Raw genomic sequence first — 17280 nt, 5'->3', positions numbered from 1 at the left:
CTGAACAGCATGCGACTGCGTGCCACGCTGGGCGCCCTGGCCCTCCGCCTCGACGGAAACGAGACCCCCGAAGAACTCTCCGCCGCCCTGGCCGAGGCCCCCGAGATGCCGCTGGAGGTCGAGGTCGCCGGCCCCACCCCGGGCTCCGTGGTGCAGGCGCTGCTCGAGGCCGCCGCGGCGCGGAACCTCGAGGTCCGCTTCCGCCCTCCGCGCGGCGAGCGCAGGGTGCCGCACACCGAGGTGGTGGACCACACCCTGCGCAGCGGCCAGCGCATCGCTTCGGCGGGGACGGTGGTCGTGTTGGGCGACGTCAACCCGGGGGCCGAGGTGGTGGCGGGGGGCGACGTGATCGTCGTGGGGAAGCTGCGCGGCCTCGCCCACGCCGGAGCCGAGGGCAACGAGCAGGCGACGATCTGGGCGCTCGAGCTGGCCGCCAAACAGCTGCGCATCGCCGGTCACGTCGCCGTGGCGCCCGAAGACGCCCCCGCACCCGCGGGCCCCGAACGCGCCCGCGTCGAGGAGGGGCAGATCGTCATCGAGCCCTGGGGCCGCCGGCGCGGCGCCTGAACCAAAGAAAAACGCCCGCAGGGGGCGTGTGGGGTTTCGGGAACCGCGCCTTACTTCTTGCGGCGCGGGCGGTACTTGCCGTACGTACCCTTGGCGATCTTGCCCTTGCGGGTCTTGCGGTCTCCACGGCCCATGGTCGCCTCCTAAGCCTGCAGGCCGCCGAGGATTCGGTGCAGCCGCTTCATCAGGCGGGACTTCTTGCGGGCGGCGGTGCGGGCGTGCAGGGTCGAGCCCTTGGCCGCCTTGTCGATCAGGCTCTCGGCCACGCGCAGGTAGCGCAGAGCGCGCTCCTTGTCGCCGTTTTCCGCGGCCTGTACGGCCTTCTTGCTGAACGTCTTGATCATCGACTTCTTCGCCTTGTTTCGCGCGCGCCGCTTGAGCGACTGGCGGTGGCGTTTCATCGCCGAAGGGGTACGTGCGCTGCTGTTCGCCATATTCCTCCTCTATGCCCCGTGGGGCAAGCCAACCGCAAGTTTACCACAGCGTCCGGCGGGCTGCCAAGCGCCGGGCTCAGTAGGCCTGGAAGCGCGTCGAGACCCAGTCGTAGCGCACCGTGCCCTCGGCCTCCTGGGTCTTGACGTGGACGGTGTAGAACCCGTCCTCGACCTTGTACTTGATCTGATCGCGGAAGCTGCCCTTGTACACCTTGACCTTACCCAGCCGGCGGCCCTGATGCGTCAGCCAGACCGCAACGCGGCCCTTCTTGAGGTTGCCCTCGAGCTTGATCTTGACCGCGTCCGAACCCCCCGCGACCCGCAACCCGTAGCTCATCTCGGCGCTGTGGTTCAGGTAGTAGACCGGGGTGAACGGCGGGATACCGAGGGCCAGGCCGTAGTTCAGGCCATAGAGGTAGACCCCTCCCAAGAGCGCTCCAAGAATCAGCAGGTTCCGCCACATATCGCCTCCCCATGGGCCAAAGCAGCCGTTGATGGTTAGAGTATACTCTGAAGGTCATGGAGCCCGAAGAAGCCCTCGCCCTCTTGCGTCGCGGCACCGCCGAGATCATCACCGAAGCCGACCTGAAGCAGAAGCTGGCCTCCGGACGCCCCCTGCGGATCAAGCTGGGGGTGGACCCGACCCGTCCCGACCTGCACCTCGGCCACGCGGTCGTGCTGCGCAAGATGCGCCAGTTCCAGGAGCTGGGGCACAAGGTGATCCTGCTCATCGGCGACTTCACCGGCATGATCGGCGACCCCAGCGGCCGCAGCAAGACGCGGCCGCCGCTCACCCTGGAGGAGACCCGCGAAAACGCCCGGAGCTACGTCGAGCAGGCGCGCAAGATCCTGCGCCAGGAGCCCGAGGTCTTCGAGCTGCGCTACAACTCCGAGTGGCTCGCGAAGCTCACCTTCGAGGAGGTGATCCGCATCGCGGCGCAGATGACGGTGGCGCAGATGCTCGAGCGCGAGGACTTCAAGAAGCGCTACACCGAGGGCGTGCCCATCGGCATCCACGAGTTCCTCTACCCCCTCGCCCAGGGGTACGACTCGGTGGCGCTCGAGGCCGACGTCGAGATGGGCGGCACCGACCAGAAGTTCAACCTACTCGTGGGCCGCGACCTGCAGAAGTTCTACGGCCAGGAGCCCCAGGTGCTCGTCATCATGCCCCTGCTCGTGGGCCTTGACGGCGTGGAGAAGATGTCGAAGAGCCTGGACAACTACGTCGGGGTCAGCGAGGAGCCCGCGGTGATGTTCAAGAAGCTGATGCGCGTGCCCGACGCGGTGCTGGCCGACTACTTCCGCCTGCTCACCGACCTGGAGCCCGAGGAGGTCGAGGCGGTCATCGAGAAGGGCGGCATGGTGGGGGCCCACCGGGTGCTCGCCCGCCTGCTCACCGCCGCCTACGCCCAGGACGTCATCCCCGCCTGGCTGGACCGCGCCTTCTACGAGCGCCTTGGCTACCGGTTCGACGAAGCCGGGCGCGACGAGGCGCCCCGCGACCCGCAGGAGGCGGAGCTGGCCCGCACCGTCGCCCAGGCGGAGGCGCGCTACGACGAGGTCGCCAAGGGCGGCGTCCCCGACGACATCCCCACCGTCGCGATCGACCCTTCCGAGCTCAAGGACGGGGCCATCTGGGTCGCGCGGCTGTTCACCCTCGCGGGGCTGACCCAGTCGAACGGCGAGGCCCGCCGCCTCATCCAGAACCGCGGCCTGCGCCTCGACGGCGAGGTGATCACCGATCCGCAGCTGCAGGTCACCCTCGACCGGCCCCGGATCCTTCGCCGCGGGAAGGACAAGTTCGTGCGGGTCGTGCTCGAACCCTGACGCCGCAAGGTTGCCTAGAATGGGGGCATGCGCCCCGTACTGCACGTGGCCGCCTGGACCTGGGCGGCGCTGCTGCTCGCGACGGTGCCCTATGCGCTCTACCCCGTCGCCCTCGTCTACGGCGCGGGCGTGGCCGAGCTCGCGCGCCGCTACGGCGCCAGGATCGCCTTCTGGGCGAGCCTGGCCGCCAACCCCTACGCGTGGCTGGCGGCCTTCCTGGGCGTCGTGGGCTTCCTCGGTCCCGCGGACGACATGAACCTGGGGCCGGCGATCGGGGCCCTGAGCCTGCTCTTCCTGCTGCTGGGCGCCGCGGCCCTGGCCGTCATGGCGTGGTCGCGGCGACCCGTCTGGGCGGCGGGGGCGGCGCTGCTTTGGGCCGTCTTCTGGCCGGGCGAGGCGCTGTTCTTCGGCCCCGGGGCGTGGCTGACCCTGCCCTTGGGCGCGGGCCTGGCCTACCTGGCCTGGCCCTGGCGCGGCGCGGCCCGCCCCTGAGGGGGCCCCGCCCACCGCCCAAAACGACAGGCCCCCGCGGGCCCGTTCCGGTGATTCAGCCGCTCCGGCTTCCGCCCACGGTGCGCAGGCTCTCGAGCGGGCGCAACGGCGTTTCGTGGCCGGTGGCGTAGAGCACCCCCAGCTCGGCCACCAGCCGGATCCGCGGCAACGGGAAGCGCGGCGGGCCGAAGACGGCCTTTCCCGCCTGCACGGGGTCGAAGGCTCCGAAATGGCACTTGCAGCCAAAGAAGGGGTGGTCGGAGCGGTAGTTGTAGAGGATGGCCCCGGCCTCGGTGTTCCTCACGTAGTCCACGGTGCAGCCCTGATGGGTGCAGATGCGCGACCAGGCGGCGTAGTGGCGGCCTTCGACGGTGAGCCCGCCGGGAACGGGACCGGGGAGGCGCAGCACGGTGCAGGGCAGCTTTCCGGCCGTCAACGGGTATTCGAAGTACTTGAACGACCAGACCTCGTCCAGCTCGGCCAGCTCCGCGATCTCGACCCGTTCGCCGTCCTTCCACTGGGGCTGGGCGTTGGGGCCCGACTTGAGGAACTGGATCTTGACGGTGCGCCAGCCGAACCAACCGAAGAAGGTGGCGGCGACCGACGAGGGCACGATCCAGACCAGGTCGCGGCGGCTCAGCTTCACGGCTACAACCCCTTGAGGTAGTCCAGAAGCGCCTGCAGCTCGGCCTCGCTCATGGGGATGGCCGGCATGCTGCCGGTGCCCTTGTTCACGATCTCGGCCACGGCGCCGTCGACCCGCAGCACCGGGTTCCCCACCAGGCGGGGGCCGATGCCGCCCTCGCCGTTCTGCCCGTGGCAGGCCGCGCACTTGACCTCGTAGACGACGTTTCCGGCGGGAACCTGGCCCCGATCGACCGCAGCCTTGGCCTCCTGCTGGGCGCGCGCCTGGGCGATGAGGGCGTTCACCCGTTCGGCGTCCGGCCCGCCGACGGCGAGGTAACGCTCCCAGACGCTGATGGCCTCGTCGAAGCGGCCCAGCATCGAGTAGGCGTTGCCCAAAAAGAGCAGCGCCTCGGTGTCGTTCGGGTCCACCCCGACGACGACCTGGAGGACCTGGGCCGCGTCCTCCGGGAACCCCGACATGAAGAAGAGGATCCCCATCCGCTTCCAGGCGGTCAGGTTCTTGCTGTCCAGGTCGAGCACCCGCTTGTACGCCTCGGCGGCGGCGTTGTAGTCGGCCACCTCCCAGGCCGCGTTCCCGTAAGCGAGCCAGCTTTCCGCGTCGTCGTTGCGCTCGGCCCGGGTCTTGAGGCGGTTGAGCTCGGCCAGCTTGGCGCGGTCGACCGTGCGCTCGCCGCTGATCAGGTTCGAGGTGGTGATCGTCTCGCCCGGCGCCCGCGGCAGGGTGTAGCGCAGCAGCACCCCGCCCACGAAGACGAGGAAGGCGGTCGTCACCATCAGGGCCACCCAGGAAACGCGGCGCGCGCCGGGAACGGCCGGCCGGCCTTCGAGCTCCGCAAGCCGGCGCTCGAGCTGCACGATGCGGCCCAGGGTGCGCTTGCGTTCGCTGCCCTCGAGCTCGCGCGCTTCCTGCTTCAGCGCCTCGATCTCGGCCCGCAGCTCCTCGGGCAGGGGGTCGGAGGGAAAGGGTTCGGGCTCGCGCGCCAGCGGCAGGGTGGCGTAGACGGCGGCCAGGAGCACCAACAACGCAACAACGGTCCAGAACAGGATCATGACGGGGCGCCTCCTTCGTCATCGCGCCCGAGCTCGGCTTCGGCCCGGGCCAGCTCCTCTTCGCTGACGCCTTCGAGTTCCGCAGCGCGCCGCGACGTGGCGCGCAGGTAGCTGTAGAGACCGAAGCCGAAGATGCCCAGCCCGATCACCGGGGCCAGCCACACCACCAGCCCCAGCCCGCGCTTGGGGGGCTCGTAGAGGATCCACTCGGTGTAGCGGTCCACGAAGTACTGAATGATCTCGTCCTCGGTCTTGCCCTCGGCCAGCATCTCGGCGATCTGCCGCCGCATCTCCTCGGTGACCCCGGCGTTCGACTCGGCCGCGCTCTCCCCGCGGCACACCGGGCAGCGCAGCTTCTTGGCGATCTCGAAGACCTTGGGCGGCAGGTCGGGGGGCGGTTCGTTGCCCACCGTCTGCGCGCCCGCGAGCCCCAGCGCCAGAACCAAGACCCACAGCCAGCGTCTCACGGCAACACCTCACGAATCATGGACTCGAGCTTTTCGGCGCTGATCGTGCCGGCGAAGCGCTCGAGCACCCGCCCCTCGACCGAGATGGCGAAGGTCTCGGGCACGCCGTACATGCCGTAGTCGATGCCCACCTTCCCCCGGGGGTCGTAGACGTTGGGGAAGCTGATGCCGAACTGCTCGATGAACTTCTCGGCCGCGTCCAGCTCGTCCTGGGTGTTGACCCCGACGAAGAGCACCTGGTCCTTCCAGCGGCGCCAGGTGGCCTCCAGGATCGGCGCCTCCTCGTAGCAGGCGGGGTAGCACCAGCTGGCCCAGAAGTTGAGGATGATCGGCTTCTTGCCCAGGTAGTCGCTCAGGTCGAGCCGCTCGCCCCAGGCCTCGCGCGAACTGGGCAGCAGCTCCAGGTCGAACGCGGGCGCCGGCCGGCCCGCCAGGGCCGACGGCAGCTCGCTGCGCTCGTCCTTGGTCTGCATGCCCCACCAGAACAACGCCCCAATGGCGAGGGCCAGCAGCACTCCGAAAAGGGCCCTCATGCGCCCACCTCCCCGGCGGCGGCCGCCCGCGCCGCGCGGCGGGCGGGCCAGAGGATCATCGCGGTGCCGAGCGCCATGAGGACCGCCGAGACCCATAGCCAGAGGACCAGCGGCGTCACGACCAGCCGCAGCGTCACCCACTGGGCGTTCTCCTGGTCGAAGGCCTGCAGCACCAGGTAGTAGTCCTTGCCCAGGGTGTAGGCCACCGAGGGCGAGGCGAACGGGGTTCGCGACGTGGGGTAGTAGTTCAGCCGCGGCTGACGCGTGCCCATGCCGCTGATCTCCACGTCGGCGATCACCGAGTAGCGGTGCGGGTCCTCGACGGCGCGAAGGGCGTGCACCGTGATGGTGCGGCCGGCCACCTGCCAGGACTCACCGATCTGCAGCGTTTTCTGGACGTCCAGCCGGTAGCTCTGGCTGAAGGCGATGGCCAGCGCCGAGAGCGCCACCGCGAAGTGCACGAGGTAGCCCCCGTAGCGCCTCCGCGTCCAGGCCAGCGACCCCATGCCGGCGCGCACGCCTCCGAGGGCGCGCGACTTGCGCGCGATCGGGCTGGCGATCAGCCACCCCAGGGCGACGAGGTTGAAGAGGAAGAGTCCGACGGTCAGGCTCACCCACAGGGTCCAGCCCAGGGCGAGCCCCGCGGCGGTGCCCAGCACCAGCGAGACCGCCATCCAGGCGATGACGCGCAGCGTCTCGGGGTCGGCCTTGCGCCAGGGCAGCAGCGGACCGAGGGCCATCAGCACGAGCATGGCGTAGCCCAGGGGCACGAAGAGCTGGTTGAAGAACGGCGCCCCCACCGAGACCTTGGCGCCGTTGAAGGCTTCCACCAGGAGCGGGAAGAGGGTGCCCAGGATCACCACGAAGGCCATCACCACGAAGACGAGGGCGCCGAAGAGCAGCAGCCCCTCGCGGCTCCAGACGTTCACGCTGCCGACGTCGCGCACCTCGCTGGAAACGCGCCCGAGCAGGGAAAAGCCCACGGCCAGGATGACGAGCAGGAAGCCCAGGAAGATCGGCCCCACCGGGCCGCCCGCGAAGGCGTGCACCGACTCGATCACGCCGGAGCGCGTGAGGAAGGTGCCGAAGACGGTCCCGGCGAAGGCCAGGGTCACCAGGGCGAAGTTCCAGCTGCGAAACAGCCCCCGGCGCTCCTGCACCATCGCGGTGTGCACGAAGGCGGTGGCCAACAGCCAGGGGATGAACGAGGCGTTCTCCACCGGATCCCAGGCCCAGTAGCCGCCCCATCCCAGCACCTCGTAGCTCCACCAACCTCCGGCGAAGATGGCGGCGGTGAGGAAGCCCCAGGCGAAGATCAACCACCACTTGGTTTCGCTGACCCAGGTCTGGTAGCGGCGGGTCACCATGGCGGCGACCGCGTAGGCGAAGGGCACGGAGAGGCCCACGAAGCCCAGGTACATCAGGATGGGGTGGACGGCCATCATCCAGTGGTTCTGCAAGAGCGGGTTGGGCCCCGGGCCGTCGGCCGGCGGGTTGGGCACCGGGGTGAAGGGGTTGATGACGAAGAGGACGTTGACGAGGAAGAAGAGCTGGATAACGAAGAGCGTGCCCAGGGCCACCGGGCTCGTCCAGTAATCGCGCATCTTGCGCCCGGCGAGCCAGGTGTAGAGGGTCTGCAAGAGCGCCCAGAGCAGGATCGACCCCTCGAGCGCCGCCCAGAGGGTGGCGAACTTCACCCAGGTGGGGCTCGCGGTGGTGTGGTTGCGCGCGGTGTAGAGGATGGAGAAGTCGTCAGTGAGCAGCGCCCACTCGAGCGCGCCGAAGGCGACGAAGGTGCCCAGGAAGGCCAGCAGCGCGCTGCGGCGCGCCACCCGCACGTAACGGGCGTCGCGCAGGAACCAGGAAAAAACGACGGCCACGAGGCCCGCCACGCTGAAGAAGACCGCCAGGACGAGTCCGATGTTGCCCAGAATGCTGGGGTTCACTTGGCCTCCTCGATCAGCTTGCGCACCTCTTCGGGGGTGTAGCCCCCTTCCGGCGGCGCCTGGTAGGTTTCGGAGTGCTTGATGAGCAGGTTCTCGCCCTTGAACACCTTGCCGTCGAAACGCCCCTCAACGACGACGCCCTGGTTGTCCTTGAAGAGCTCCGGCGGGGTGCCCTCGTGCTGCACGGGGATGTCCACCACGCCGTCGGTGACGACGAAGTCGAGCTCGAGCGTCTTGGGGTCGTAGCGGATCGTCCCCTCCTTAACCAGGCCGCCGAGGCGGATGCGCTTGCCCTCGTAGCGCGCCGGGTTCTCGGCGTACTCGCTGGGAAGCACGTAGTAGACCAGGCTGTTGCCCAGGCCCCCGAAGGCCAGGTAGGCAATCGCGGCCACGACGATCAGGAAACCGATCAGGTACTTAGTCTTCACCGCCCACCTCCGAGCGCCGCCAGAGCAAGTAGGCCGTGTAGCCGAAGAGCACCGCGTAGGTCGCGACGTAGACCGCGGTGACGTAGATGCCGAGGCTCGAGCTATTCATCCCACTCCTCCCGGGCCGCCGCGCGTGCGGCGATCCGACCCTTGATGCGCAGGAAGGCCAGGTAGAAGAGGGTGATGGCCAGGAGGTTCACCAACATGGCCACCACCATGGACCCGTCCATGTGCGTCTTGCGGTTGATGACGTCGAAAGTGGCCGTCTGGTGGATGCTGCGCCACCAGTAGACCGACATGTAGTTGATGGGGATGTTGACCACGCCCAAGATCGCCGCCGCGGCGGCGGCCTTGGCGCGGAACTCGGGGTCTTCGATCGCGTGCCGCAGCAGGAAGTACCCCACGTAGAAGGCGGTCAGGATGGCGCTCGTGGTGAGGCGCGGCTCCCAGGTCCAGAAGACCCCCCAGGTGGGCCGGGCCCACATCATGCCGCCGAACAGCGTCAACAGCATGAAGAGCAGACCGATCTCGGCGCTGGCGGCCGAGAGCCGGTCGTAGGCCGCGTCCTGCTTCCACAGGTAGAGGACGGCGTAGACCATGGCCACGAAGAAGGCCAGGTAGGCCACCCAGGCCGCGCCCACGTGCACGTAGAGGATGCGGATGAGGTACCCCTGCTGTACGTCCGGCGGGGCCTTGAACGCAAGGTACTGCCCCACCGCGAAGACGACCAGCGCCAGGGTCAGCAACGCGCGCGAAGCAGAATCGAGCCTGGAAGTTTTCTCGGCGTGGTTCACGCGTACATTCTCCTTCCCCTTCAGGTGAAAACGGTGACGGTGCCCGACCTTTCTCGCGCCCCAACCTATCACACCGAGGATGAAGGGGTTTGCAGCAAAAGATGAGAACCTGACGGCATCAACCTGGATTGGATATTTAGTAAATGAATAATTGTACTTGGTATATACATTTACACCTTTCGTTCAGGACGGCATTTTTCGCTGATTTTGCCCAGCACTTTTCGGGACAAATGACCTGATCCAACTTTTATGATGTGCATTAGAAACCCAACGTGTCCGGACGGAACCGGGCGCAGAAAGGCTGGTGCGCATGAGACGACTGGTATGGACGGCCGTGGCCGTGCTCCTGGCGTTGGCCTGGGCGCAAGCGCCCGAGAAGGTCAGCCCCGAAGCGGCGGCCCAGAAAGGATGCCTGAGCTGCCACGAGGGGATCGAGGCCATCGTGCCCGAGGGCAGCGGCATGATGGCCCAGATCAAGGCCTTCGGGGCCATGGCCGGGGATCCGGCGGGCTGCGTGGTCTGCCACGGCGGCAACCCTCAGGGGCTGACGGCCGAGGAGGCCCACGCCGGCGCCCCCGAGGCGCTCGCGGCCCGCGGACCCCAGACCTTCTACCCCGACCCGGGCTCGATCTGGATCGCCGATCGCACCTGCGGGCAGTGCCACCCGGGCTACGACTACCGCCTCAACCTGGCGCTGATGCAGACCGAGGCCGGCAAGATCCAGGGCAACCTGCACACCTGGGGCTTCCCCGAGACCTGGGACGGCAAGACGCCCTACGGCAACTACGACGTCAAGGACACCGACGGACCCGTGCCGCAGGTGGGGACCGAGGCCTACAAGAAGTACATGGCCCAGCTGATCGAGATGTACCCCCAGGCCTTCCCCGGCGAGCTGAAGCAGATCCCCGAGGCCAGCCCCGAAGAGGTTCAGGCCGACCCCAAGCTGGCCGCGCTCACCTACCAGCGCCACGACTGCCAGCGCTGCCACGTGGGCGTCAACGGCCGTGAGAAGCGCGGCGACTACCGCGGCATGGGCTGCTCGTCCTGCCACGTCCTCTACGGCGACGAGGGGTTCTACGAAGGCGGCGACCCCACGATCAAACGGGACGAACGGGGGCATCCGCTCAAGCACCGCATCGTGGGCACCCGCGAGATCGGCGGGATCCACGAGGGCGCGAGCGGCGGCATCCCCACCGCGACCTGCAACTCCTGCCACAACCGCGGCAAGCGCATCGGCGTGACCTTCCAGGGGCTGATGGAGTTCCCCTACGGCACGCCCTACAACGCCAAGGGCGGCAAGCAGCCCAAGCTGCACACCAAGAAGTACCTCTTCATCGCCGACGACGTGCACCACCGCGGCGAACCCGGCAAGGGCGGCATGCTCTGCCAGGACTGCCACACCACGATCGACATGCACGGCGACGGCAACATCTTCGCCACCACGCTGGCCCAGGTGGAGATCGAGTGCGAGGACTGCCACGGCACCCCCGAGAAGTTCCCCTGGGAGCTGCCGCTCGGCCAGGGTGAGGAATTCGGTCGCGACATCGGCAACGCCCCGCGCGGCCTCGCCGACGCGCCGCTGCCCGAGACCGCGGCCTTCGCCACCCTCTACCCCAAGGAGGACGGCTACCTGCTCACCGCCCGCGGCAACCCCTTCGGCAACGTGGTCAAGAAGGGCGACAAGGTGATCTTGCACTCGGCCTCGGGCGCCGACTTCGAGGTGCCCGTGCTCAAGGCCATCAACCAGGCCGACGCCTGGGTCTCTCAGGACGCCAAGGTGGCCATGGTCTCGGTGGCCAAGCACGCCGAAAACCTGGAGTGCTACGCCTGCCACGCCTCCTGGGTGCCGCAGTGCTACGGCTGCCACGTGAAGGTGGACTACTCCGGCGGCAGCAGCGGCACCGACTGGATCAAGTCGGGCAGCGCCGTGGACGAGCACGGCATGACCGCCGAGTCGGCGATCGGCTCGAGCGGCATCAAGTCGCCCGGCAAGATCTCCGAGTCGCGCTCCTACCTGCGCTGGGAAGACCCGGTCCTGGGCATCAACGGTGAGGGACGCGTCACCCCGCTCATGCCCGGCTGCCAGGTGGTCTACACCGTCATCGACACCGAGGGCGAGACGATCGCGCACAACGTGATCGCCCGCTCGCCCGACGAGGCCGCCCAGCTGGGTCAGGACCTGGTCCCGCTCGCCATCGACATGGCGCCGGCGCAGCCGCACTCGGCGCTGCCCGAAGCGCGCCGCTGCGAGAGCTGCCACGACAACCCCAAAGCGCTGGGCTACGGCATCGACGGCGGCATCTACCAAAACCGCTACGCCGAGGACATCATCACCGACCTCACCGACCCGCGCACCGGCGAACCGCTGGCCAAGAACTACCAGGTGCAGATCCCGGCCATCCCCGACCTGACCTTCGACTGGTCGCGGATCGTCGACCCCGAGACCGGCAAGCAGGTCGCCACCGTGGGCACCCACTGGCCGCTCTCGCGCTCGCTCCCCGCCGAGATGCGCGAGAACATGAACCGCAGCGGCCTCTGCATGGGCTGCCACAAGGAGATGACCAACGAGAAGGTCTGGAGCGCGGTCAGCACGCCCGGAACCCTCAGCAACGCCGAGCACCTCGACCTGATGCACAAGATGCTGCTCAAGTACTACGAGGATGCCAAGAAGGGCCAGTAGACCCACCGTCCTGCGCCGCGTGGGCTGGAGACGACCTCCAGCCCACGCCTCCTCTTCGCGCGTTCAATTGTGCACCAGGAGACGAATCATGCCCAGGCACCTTTCCGTGCTGCTCTTCGCCCTCGCCCTGACCCCCCTTATCGGCGGTTGCAAGCCGACGAAGGCCGAACGGGCGGCCGCACCCCCGCCGGCCGCCGCCGAAACCGACGCGGCTCCGGCGCCCCCGCCGGCGCTGCCGCCGGGCGCCAAGGCCGGACCCCTCGACCTCTCGCAGATCGGCCCCCACGACGAGGCCTACGCCCACGAGAGCCTGAGCCCCGACGAATGGGCAAGCGTGGCGCTGATGTACCAGTCCAAGGGCCGGTTCGGCGAAGCCCTGGCCACCCTCGACCAGGCGATCGCCCGCCACCCCGAAAACGCCCACCTCTACGCGGTGCGCGGGGCGCTCTGGCTGCAGCTCGAGGAGTACGCCAAGGCGCTCGCCGACCTGGAGCGCTCGCTCGAGCTGGCCGAAGATCCCGGAGTCCGGGTGAACTACGCCGAGGCGCTGCGCCGCTTCGACCGCAAATCCGACGCGCTGGCCAGCCTGGACCGGGCGCTCGCGACCAACCCCGACTACCTGCCGGCGCTGTTCAACCGCGGTGTGCTCCGCTTCGAGCTGGGCGACGAAGCCGGGGCCCTGGCCGACTTCGACCGCGCCATCGCCATCGACCCCGCGGCCGCCGCCCCCTACTTCAACCGCGCCGCGGTGCGCTGGGCGCTGGGCCAGAAGGAAGCGGCGATCGCCGACCTGGACGCCTTCATCGAACGCGCCCCGGTGGGCACGTGGAAGGAGACCGCGCGCGACCTGCGCGCGTCCTGGCAGGAACAGCTGGAGGCGAAGCGATGAACCCGCGCGGCCGCCTCCTGGTATCCTTCGCCGTCCTCCTGGCCGGATGGGCGCTCGCGGCCGCCCCCGCGCCCCGCGGCTTCGGCGAGCTGCTCGAGGAGGCCGGCATGGCCTACGAGCTGCCCGCGGGCTACGCCCCCGCCCCCGTCGAGTTCAACCCGGTGCTCCCCTACCAGTACCGCGTCGTCTCGACCGACGGGCAGGTGGAGATCCGCTACGTCGTCTTTCCGCTCGACCGCGTCGAGATCGACTACGACGACCCCCACGCGAGCGCCCCGGAGCCCGACCACCTCTTTACCCTGCTCTTCCCCGGCATCCTCACCGAGATCTCCGGCTGGGGCCGCTACAAGTCCCGGGAATACCCCGAGGACGAGGCGCTCCGGCTCTTCCGGGCCGACTGGGCGGCGGTGGCGGTGCTCGAGGTGATTCCCGAGTACAGCCCCGAGCGCCGTCAGGCGCTGGTGGTGGCGCTGCACCGCAACGGCCACGCCGACGCCTACCAGATCTTCCTGGGCCGCGACGTCAAGCGGCTCGGCGAGGAGGCCAAGCGGGTGCAGGCGGCGCTGCGTTTCAGGGAGTGAAGCGCGCCCGTAGGAACGCACGCCGCCCGCGGGCGGCGTGCGTTTTGGTTCAACCCTCGATGACCCCGGGAAAGAGGAGCACGCAGAGCGTCAGGTAGACGACGTCGAAGACGCCGAGGAGCTTCCACCAGCTCACGATCTCGGCGAACTCGGCGCCGAAGGCGATGCCCAGCGTGGCCTTGACCGCCGCGAGCACCACCGGCAGGATCATGGGAAAGACGAGCAGGTAGAGCAGCACGTCGCGCGCCCGCAGGCGCACGGTCAGGCCGGCGTAGAAGGCGGCGATCACGGTGTAACCGGTGCCCCCGAGCACCAGGGTGACGAAAAGCTGGGGCCAGGCCGCCAGCGGCAGGTAGAACCAGGCGGCGACGAGCACCAGCAGGAACGCCCCCATCACGATCATCAGAAGCCACAGGAAGAGCAGCTTGCCCACGTAGATCCACTCGCGGCTGCCCGGGGTGAGCAGCAGGTCGTCGAGGGTCTCGTTCTCCACCTCCAGCGCCCAGGCGCGGCTCGCCAGCATGCTGCCGGCGAAAGCGAGGGCGACCCAGAGCACCCCGGGGCCCGCCCGACGCAGGTTGGCCTCGTCGGGGCCGAAGGCGATTCCCATGATGAAAAGGACGACCGCGATGAACGAAAAGGCCGAGAGCAGCCCCGCCCGCCCGCGCCACTCCAGGCGCAGGTCGCGCAGCGCCAGCACCAGGGCCCTCACGCCTTCCCCTCCATCGCGAAGCTGCGGGTCGCCACCTCGGCCGCGAAGCCGTGGTCGTGGGTCGCCAGCACCACCGCGCCCTCGCGGGCGACCTCGCCGATGACGCGCACCAGCTCCTCGCGCCCCCCGGTGTCGAGCGCCGTCTCCGGCTCGTCCAGCAAGAGGAGCCGCGGGCGGGCCAGCAGGGTCCGCGCCAGCGCCAACCTCTTGCGCATCCCGCTGGAGTACGCCGCCACCGTGCGCCCCTCCGGCAGCCCCACCCGCGCCATCGCCTCGAGCGCCTGGGTGCGCGAGATGGGCTTGCCCGCGAGCGCCAGCGCCTGCTCCAGGTTCTCCTCGCCGCTCAGGTGCCGGTAGAAGGCGGGCGGGTTGGCCACCAGCGCGATGCGTCCGCGCTCGGCCTCCAGCGCCCGCGCCGGCTTTCCGAAAAGCCGCACCGTGCCCCGCTGGGGGCGGATCAGCGTGGCGATCACCCGCAGCAGCGTGGTCTTGCCCACGCCGTTGGGCCCCAGCAACGCGACCACCTCGCCGCGCTCGACCGCCAGCGAGAGGTCACGGAGCACCCACTGACGGCCGAACCGTTTCCAGACGTTCTGAACCTCGACGAAGGGGTCTGCCACCGTTCGCTAGAGCCTTTCGAACAGCCACTCGGGCGTGAAGCGGATGAAGAAGTTGTTGAGCCGCTGAAAGGCGTCGGTGATCATCAAGAACCCGACGAAGATCAGGATGGCTCCGGCCACCCGCTCGACCCAGAGCGAGATCCGTCCACTCTTGCGGACGATCACGGCCACGCGGTCGGCGAAGAGGGCGACGAGGAAGAAGGGAACGGCCAGGCCGAGCACGTAGGCCACCAGGTAGACGAGGCCCCCGAACCCCTCCATGGCCGTCAGCGTGAGGATGCCGCCCAGGATGGGGCCGATGCAGGGCAGCCAAGCCGTGGCCAGCGCCGCGCCCATCAGGAACGCGCCCCAGGGGCGGGAGGTGTCCCCGGTGTAGCTGACGCCGCGCATCTGCGCCAGAAAGGGGAGCTTGAGGCCCAGCATGTAGAGCCCGAAGAAGATGAGCAGCACGCCGCCCACCTTGGCCAGGATGGGCTTGTAGTCCTGCAACAGGCTGCCGAGGACGGTGAAGGGCAGGCCCAGCAGGATGAAGATGATGCCGAAGCCGAGGATGAAGAAGAGCGCGTTCTTCACCGGGCGGCCCTGGTCGCCGCCGAGGTAGGCCAGGTAGGTGGGGACCAGGGGCAGCACGCAAGGTGAGAGGAACGACAGCATGCCCGCGAGGAAGGCCGCGGCGATCGAGAGCTCCATGAGCCTATTCTTTCACTCTTTGATGAGGAAGGCCAACCGGGCGTAGGTGGGAGGTGGGGTGTAGGAAGTAGGACGTGGGTCGTCAGCAATCGAAAACCTGGCGTTTGGCTCTTGCATCGCCAGCGACCCCACCCCGGACCTCCCCCAGGGAAGGGGGCAAAAAGGTGGCCGCCCAAGGTCAAAACAGTTAGGTTCTGAGCGGCACCGAGCCTCCCTTCTGGGACGGGGGCCGCAGGCCGGAGGGAGGTTGTTTAACTGGATCAGAACGTGAGGTCGTTTGCTGGTCAGGCCGTTAATCCAAGACGAGACGTTTGGGCCTTGCATCGCCAACAACCCCCACCCCAACCCTCCCCAAGGGGAGGGAGCATTGCTTTGCGGCGACATAACCGTGGATTTTGGGCGCGGCATGGGCCCCGATTGGTCGGCTTCGCCGGGGCGTGGAGGCTAGGAAGTAGGAAAGCCTGGTCTAGTGTTTTGATGTGCCGTGCTCGACTTCGTGTTCACACTTTCTAAAACAAACCCTACCTCCTACACCCCACTTCCTGCTTCCTGCATTTATCCGTTTCCCCGGGCGAGGCGGCACTTTGCTGCCGAGACCCGGGAGCCCGCCCTGAACTCGATTCAGGGTCCATGCTGCAGGCAACGCCGACGTTTCGTTGCGGTTGGCGACCCAACCGCAAGCTACAGGCTACTAATTACAGGCCATAAACCATGCTGTTACCACGTACTACGAACCACGCACTGCGCAGCGATCGGGCGGGCACACGGGCCCGCCCCTACAAACACTCCATACACGCACTACGTACTACGTACTACGCACTACGTACTCATTCACTAAACGCGTCCACCGCCCCGTAGAAGGCCCGGAAGAAGGCCTCGGGCTCGTCGATCCAGGCGTAGTGGCCGGCGCGGGGGATCAGCTCCAGGTGCGCCCCGGTCAGGTCGGCGAGGCGCTCGGTCTGGTGCGGATGGCTGGTGCCGTCCCGCTCGCCCGCGATCACGGCGACCTCCACCGGGTATTCGAGCAGGTGGCCGCTGTAGTCCAGCTCCCAGAGGCCGTTGGTGCGGAACGCCGCTTCCACCCCCTCGCTGCCGGCGAGCGGCAGCCCTTCGACGATCCACTCCAGGTGGGCGCGGCCGTGCTCGGAGGGGAAGCTGAGGCGGTCGAAGAGCGGCTTGGGGCCGACGGCGGAGAAGGCCTCCTCCACGGCCTGGGTGGGGTCCTCGGGGGGTTCGCCGGTGCTGAAGGCCGCGCGCCAGAGCGCACGCGCCAGCTCGGGAAAGTGAATCCAGGGCCCGAGGGCCACAACCCCGGCGACCAGCTCGGGGTACCGGCGGCCGTACTCGAGCGCCGCGAGCGCGCCGAAGCCGTGGCCCACGGGTACCCAGCGGTCCACGGCCAGCCAGCTGCGCACCGCCTCGAGGTCGTCGACCAGGGCGTCGACGGTGAAGTAGCGGGGCTCGAGCGGCAGCTCGGGACTGCGGCCGCCCCCCCGCTGGTCCAGGTAGACGACCCGGTACTCGGCGAGCTCCTCCTCCCAGGCGGCGCGGTAGGGGTAACTGGAACCGCCCGGTCCGCCGTGGAGCACGACGAGGACCGGCGCGTCCTCCGGCCCCGTGTCCTCGACGTAGATCTCGGCCTCGTGCGTCGGTACGATGACGATCTCCTCACGCATCGCGGCATCCCTCCTCGACGAGCTCGAACGTCCAGGCGCGCACCTCCGCGAGCCGCGTTCCCGCTTCGATCGCCTCGGGCCCCACCGCCTCCAGCACCAACAGGTAGCGGTCGTCGGAGGCGAGCAGCCGGTAGGGGTGGGGCTGACCCGCGGCGAAGGCCCGGAGGGCCTCGGCCGATTTGGACTCCAGAAACAAGACCTTCATTTGATAGGCGCCCCGGGGGACGAGCCCCCGGGGCGGATCGG

The 17280-nt window shown here is 68.7% G+C and carries 21 protein-coding genes; 6 read left to right on the top strand and 15 right to left on the bottom strand.

What is annotated here, in order from left to right:
* Window positions 1-9: 9 nt before the first annotated feature.
* Window positions 10-567 carry a septum site-determining protein MinC gene (minC, locus tag OCEPR_RS03260; protein ID WP_013457275.1) on the top strand — a complete coding sequence of 186 codons (558 nt, stop codon included), beginning with the start codon at window positions 10-12 and terminating at the stop codon, window positions 565-567.
* A 50-nt stretch (window positions 568-617) separates the two neighbouring features.
* On the opposite strand, the gene OCEPR_RS13220 is transcribed toward minC, so the two are convergent.
* From OCEPR_RS13220 to OCEPR_RS03245, 3 genes are all read right to left on the bottom strand, one after another.
* Entirely contained in the window at window positions 618-701 is an 84-nt protein-coding gene (locus tag OCEPR_RS13220) for a 30S ribosomal protein THX (protein ID WP_041553975.1), read from the bottom strand.
* 9 nt (window positions 702-710) lie between these two features.
* Entirely contained in the window at window positions 711-1001 is a 291-nt protein-coding gene (rpsT, locus tag OCEPR_RS03250; RefSeq protein ID WP_013457274.1) for a 30S ribosomal protein S20, read from the bottom strand.
* A 76-nt stretch (window positions 1002-1077) separates the two neighbouring features.
* Window positions 1078-1464: a hypothetical protein gene (locus OCEPR_RS03245; RefSeq protein WP_013457273.1), complete on the bottom strand. Its 387-nt coding sequence runs from the start codon at window positions 1462-1464 to the stop codon at window positions 1078-1080.
* 56 nt (window positions 1465-1520) lie between these two features.
* Between OCEPR_RS03245 and tyrS the strand changes: the two genes are divergently transcribed.
* Window positions 1521-2828: a tyrosine--tRNA ligase gene (gene tyrS, locus OCEPR_RS03240; RefSeq protein ID WP_013457272.1), complete on the top strand. Its 1308-nt coding sequence runs from the start codon at window positions 1521-1523 to the stop codon at window positions 2826-2828.
* A gap of 27 nt (window positions 2829-2855) precedes the next feature.
* Window positions 2856-3320: a hypothetical protein gene (locus OCEPR_RS03235; RefSeq protein ID WP_013457271.1), complete on the top strand. Its 465-nt coding sequence runs from the start codon at window positions 2856-2858 to the stop codon at window positions 3318-3320.
* Between the two features lie 55 nt (window positions 3321-3375).
* On the opposite strand, the gene OCEPR_RS03230 is transcribed toward OCEPR_RS03235, so the two are convergent.
* From OCEPR_RS03230 to ccsA, 7 genes are all read right to left on the bottom strand, one after another.
* The gene (locus OCEPR_RS03230) at window positions 3376-3960 is read right to left on the bottom strand and encodes a QcrA and Rieske domain-containing protein (RefSeq protein ID WP_041554502.1); all 585 of its coding nucleotides are present in this window, start codon (window positions 3958-3960) and stop codon (window positions 3376-3378) included.
* 8 nt (window positions 3961-3968) lie between these two features.
* Window positions 3969-5018 (bottom strand): tetratricopeptide repeat protein, encoded by a 1050-nt coding sequence (locus OCEPR_RS03225; protein WP_013457269.1) that lies wholly within the window; start codon window positions 5016-5018, stop codon window positions 3969-3971.
* Entirely contained in the window at window positions 5015-5485 is a 471-nt protein-coding gene (locus OCEPR_RS03220; RefSeq protein WP_013457268.1) for a cytochrome c-type biogenesis protein, read from the bottom strand. The genes OCEPR_RS03225 and OCEPR_RS03220 overlap by 4 nt, the downstream gene beginning before the upstream one ends.
* Window positions 5482-6018 carry a TlpA family protein disulfide reductase gene (locus OCEPR_RS03215; protein ID WP_013457267.1) on the bottom strand — a complete coding sequence of 179 codons (537 nt, stop codon included), beginning with the start codon at window positions 6016-6018 and terminating at the stop codon, window positions 5482-5484. Before OCEPR_RS03215 ends, OCEPR_RS03220 begins: the two co-directional genes overlap by 4 nt.
* Complete coding sequence (locus tag OCEPR_RS03210; RefSeq protein ID WP_013457266.1) at window positions 6015-7964, bottom strand: heme lyase CcmF/NrfE family subunit; 1950 nt, start codon at window positions 7962-7964, stop codon at window positions 6015-6017. The genes OCEPR_RS03215 and OCEPR_RS03210 overlap by 4 nt, the downstream gene beginning before the upstream one ends.
* A complete protein-coding gene (gene ccmE / locus OCEPR_RS03205) occupies window positions 7961-8392 on the bottom strand; it encodes a cytochrome c maturation protein CcmE (RefSeq protein WP_013457265.1) in 432 nt (143 codons plus the stop codon). The genes OCEPR_RS03210 and ccmE overlap by 4 nt, the downstream gene beginning before the upstream one ends.
* 101 nt (window positions 8393-8493) lie before the next feature.
* Window positions 8494-9186, bottom strand: a complete 693-nt coding sequence (gene ccsA, locus OCEPR_RS03200; RefSeq protein ID WP_013457263.1) for a cytochrome c biogenesis protein CcsA — start codon at window positions 9184-9186, stop codon at window positions 8494-8496.
* A gap of 310 nt (window positions 9187-9496) precedes the next feature.
* On the opposite strand from ccsA, the gene OCEPR_RS03195 reads away from it, so the two are divergent.
* The 3 genes from OCEPR_RS03195 (at window position 9497) to OCEPR_RS03185 (ending at window position 13336) form a co-directional block, all read left to right on the top strand.
* Window positions 9497-11866: a hypothetical protein gene (locus OCEPR_RS03195; RefSeq protein ID WP_013457262.1), complete on the top strand. Its 2370-nt coding sequence runs from the start codon at window positions 9497-9499 to the stop codon at window positions 11864-11866.
* Window positions 11867-11954: 88 nt separating this feature from the next.
* Complete coding sequence (locus tag OCEPR_RS03190; RefSeq protein ID WP_013457261.1) at window positions 11955-12755, top strand: tetratricopeptide repeat protein; 801 nt, start codon at window positions 11955-11957, stop codon at window positions 12753-12755.
* A complete protein-coding gene (locus tag OCEPR_RS03185) occupies window positions 12752-13336 on the top strand; it encodes a hypothetical protein (RefSeq protein WP_013457260.1) in 585 nt (194 codons plus the stop codon). Before OCEPR_RS03190 ends, OCEPR_RS03185 begins: the two co-directional genes overlap by 4 nt.
* A gap of 49 nt (window positions 13337-13385) precedes the next feature.
* Here OCEPR_RS03185 and OCEPR_RS03180 read toward each other — a convergent pair whose 3' ends face one another.
* The 5 genes from OCEPR_RS03180 to OCEPR_RS03160 all read right to left on the bottom strand — a co-directional run bounded on the left by OCEPR_RS03180 (window position 13386) and on the right by OCEPR_RS03160 (window position 17239).
* Window positions 13386-14048, bottom strand: coding sequence for a heme exporter protein CcmB (locus OCEPR_RS03180; protein ID WP_013457259.1), 663 nt, complete (start codon window positions 14046-14048; stop codon window positions 13386-13388).
* Window positions 14045-14668, bottom strand: a complete 624-nt coding sequence (locus OCEPR_RS03175) for an ABC transporter ATP-binding protein (protein ID WP_013457258.1) — start codon at window positions 14666-14668, stop codon at window positions 14045-14047. The genes OCEPR_RS03180 and OCEPR_RS03175 overlap by 4 nt, the downstream gene beginning before the upstream one ends.
* Window positions 14669-14674: 6 nt before the next feature.
* A complete protein-coding gene (locus OCEPR_RS03170; protein ID WP_013457257.1) occupies window positions 14675-15358 on the bottom strand; it encodes a cytochrome c biogenesis CcdA family protein in 684 nt (227 codons plus the stop codon).
* An 827-nt stretch (window positions 15359-16185) separates the two neighbouring features.
* Window positions 16186-17034, bottom strand: a complete 849-nt coding sequence (locus OCEPR_RS03165) for an alpha/beta fold hydrolase (RefSeq protein WP_013457256.1) — start codon at window positions 17032-17034, stop codon at window positions 16186-16188.
* A complete protein-coding gene (locus OCEPR_RS03160; protein WP_013457255.1) occupies window positions 17027-17239 on the bottom strand; it encodes a hypothetical protein in 213 nt (70 codons plus the stop codon). The genes OCEPR_RS03165 and OCEPR_RS03160 overlap by 8 nt, the downstream gene beginning before the upstream one ends.
* Between the last annotated feature and the right edge of the window lie 41 nt (window positions 17240-17280).

The sequence above is a fragment of the Oceanithermus profundus DSM 14977 genome (genome assembly GCF_000183745.1).
Classification (GTDB): domain Bacteria; phylum Deinococcota; class Deinococci; order Deinococcales; family Marinithermaceae; genus Oceanithermus; species Oceanithermus profundus.
The sequence above is the reverse complement of the archived record's forward strand: the minus strand, read 5'-3'. Positions and strand labels throughout refer to the sequence as shown.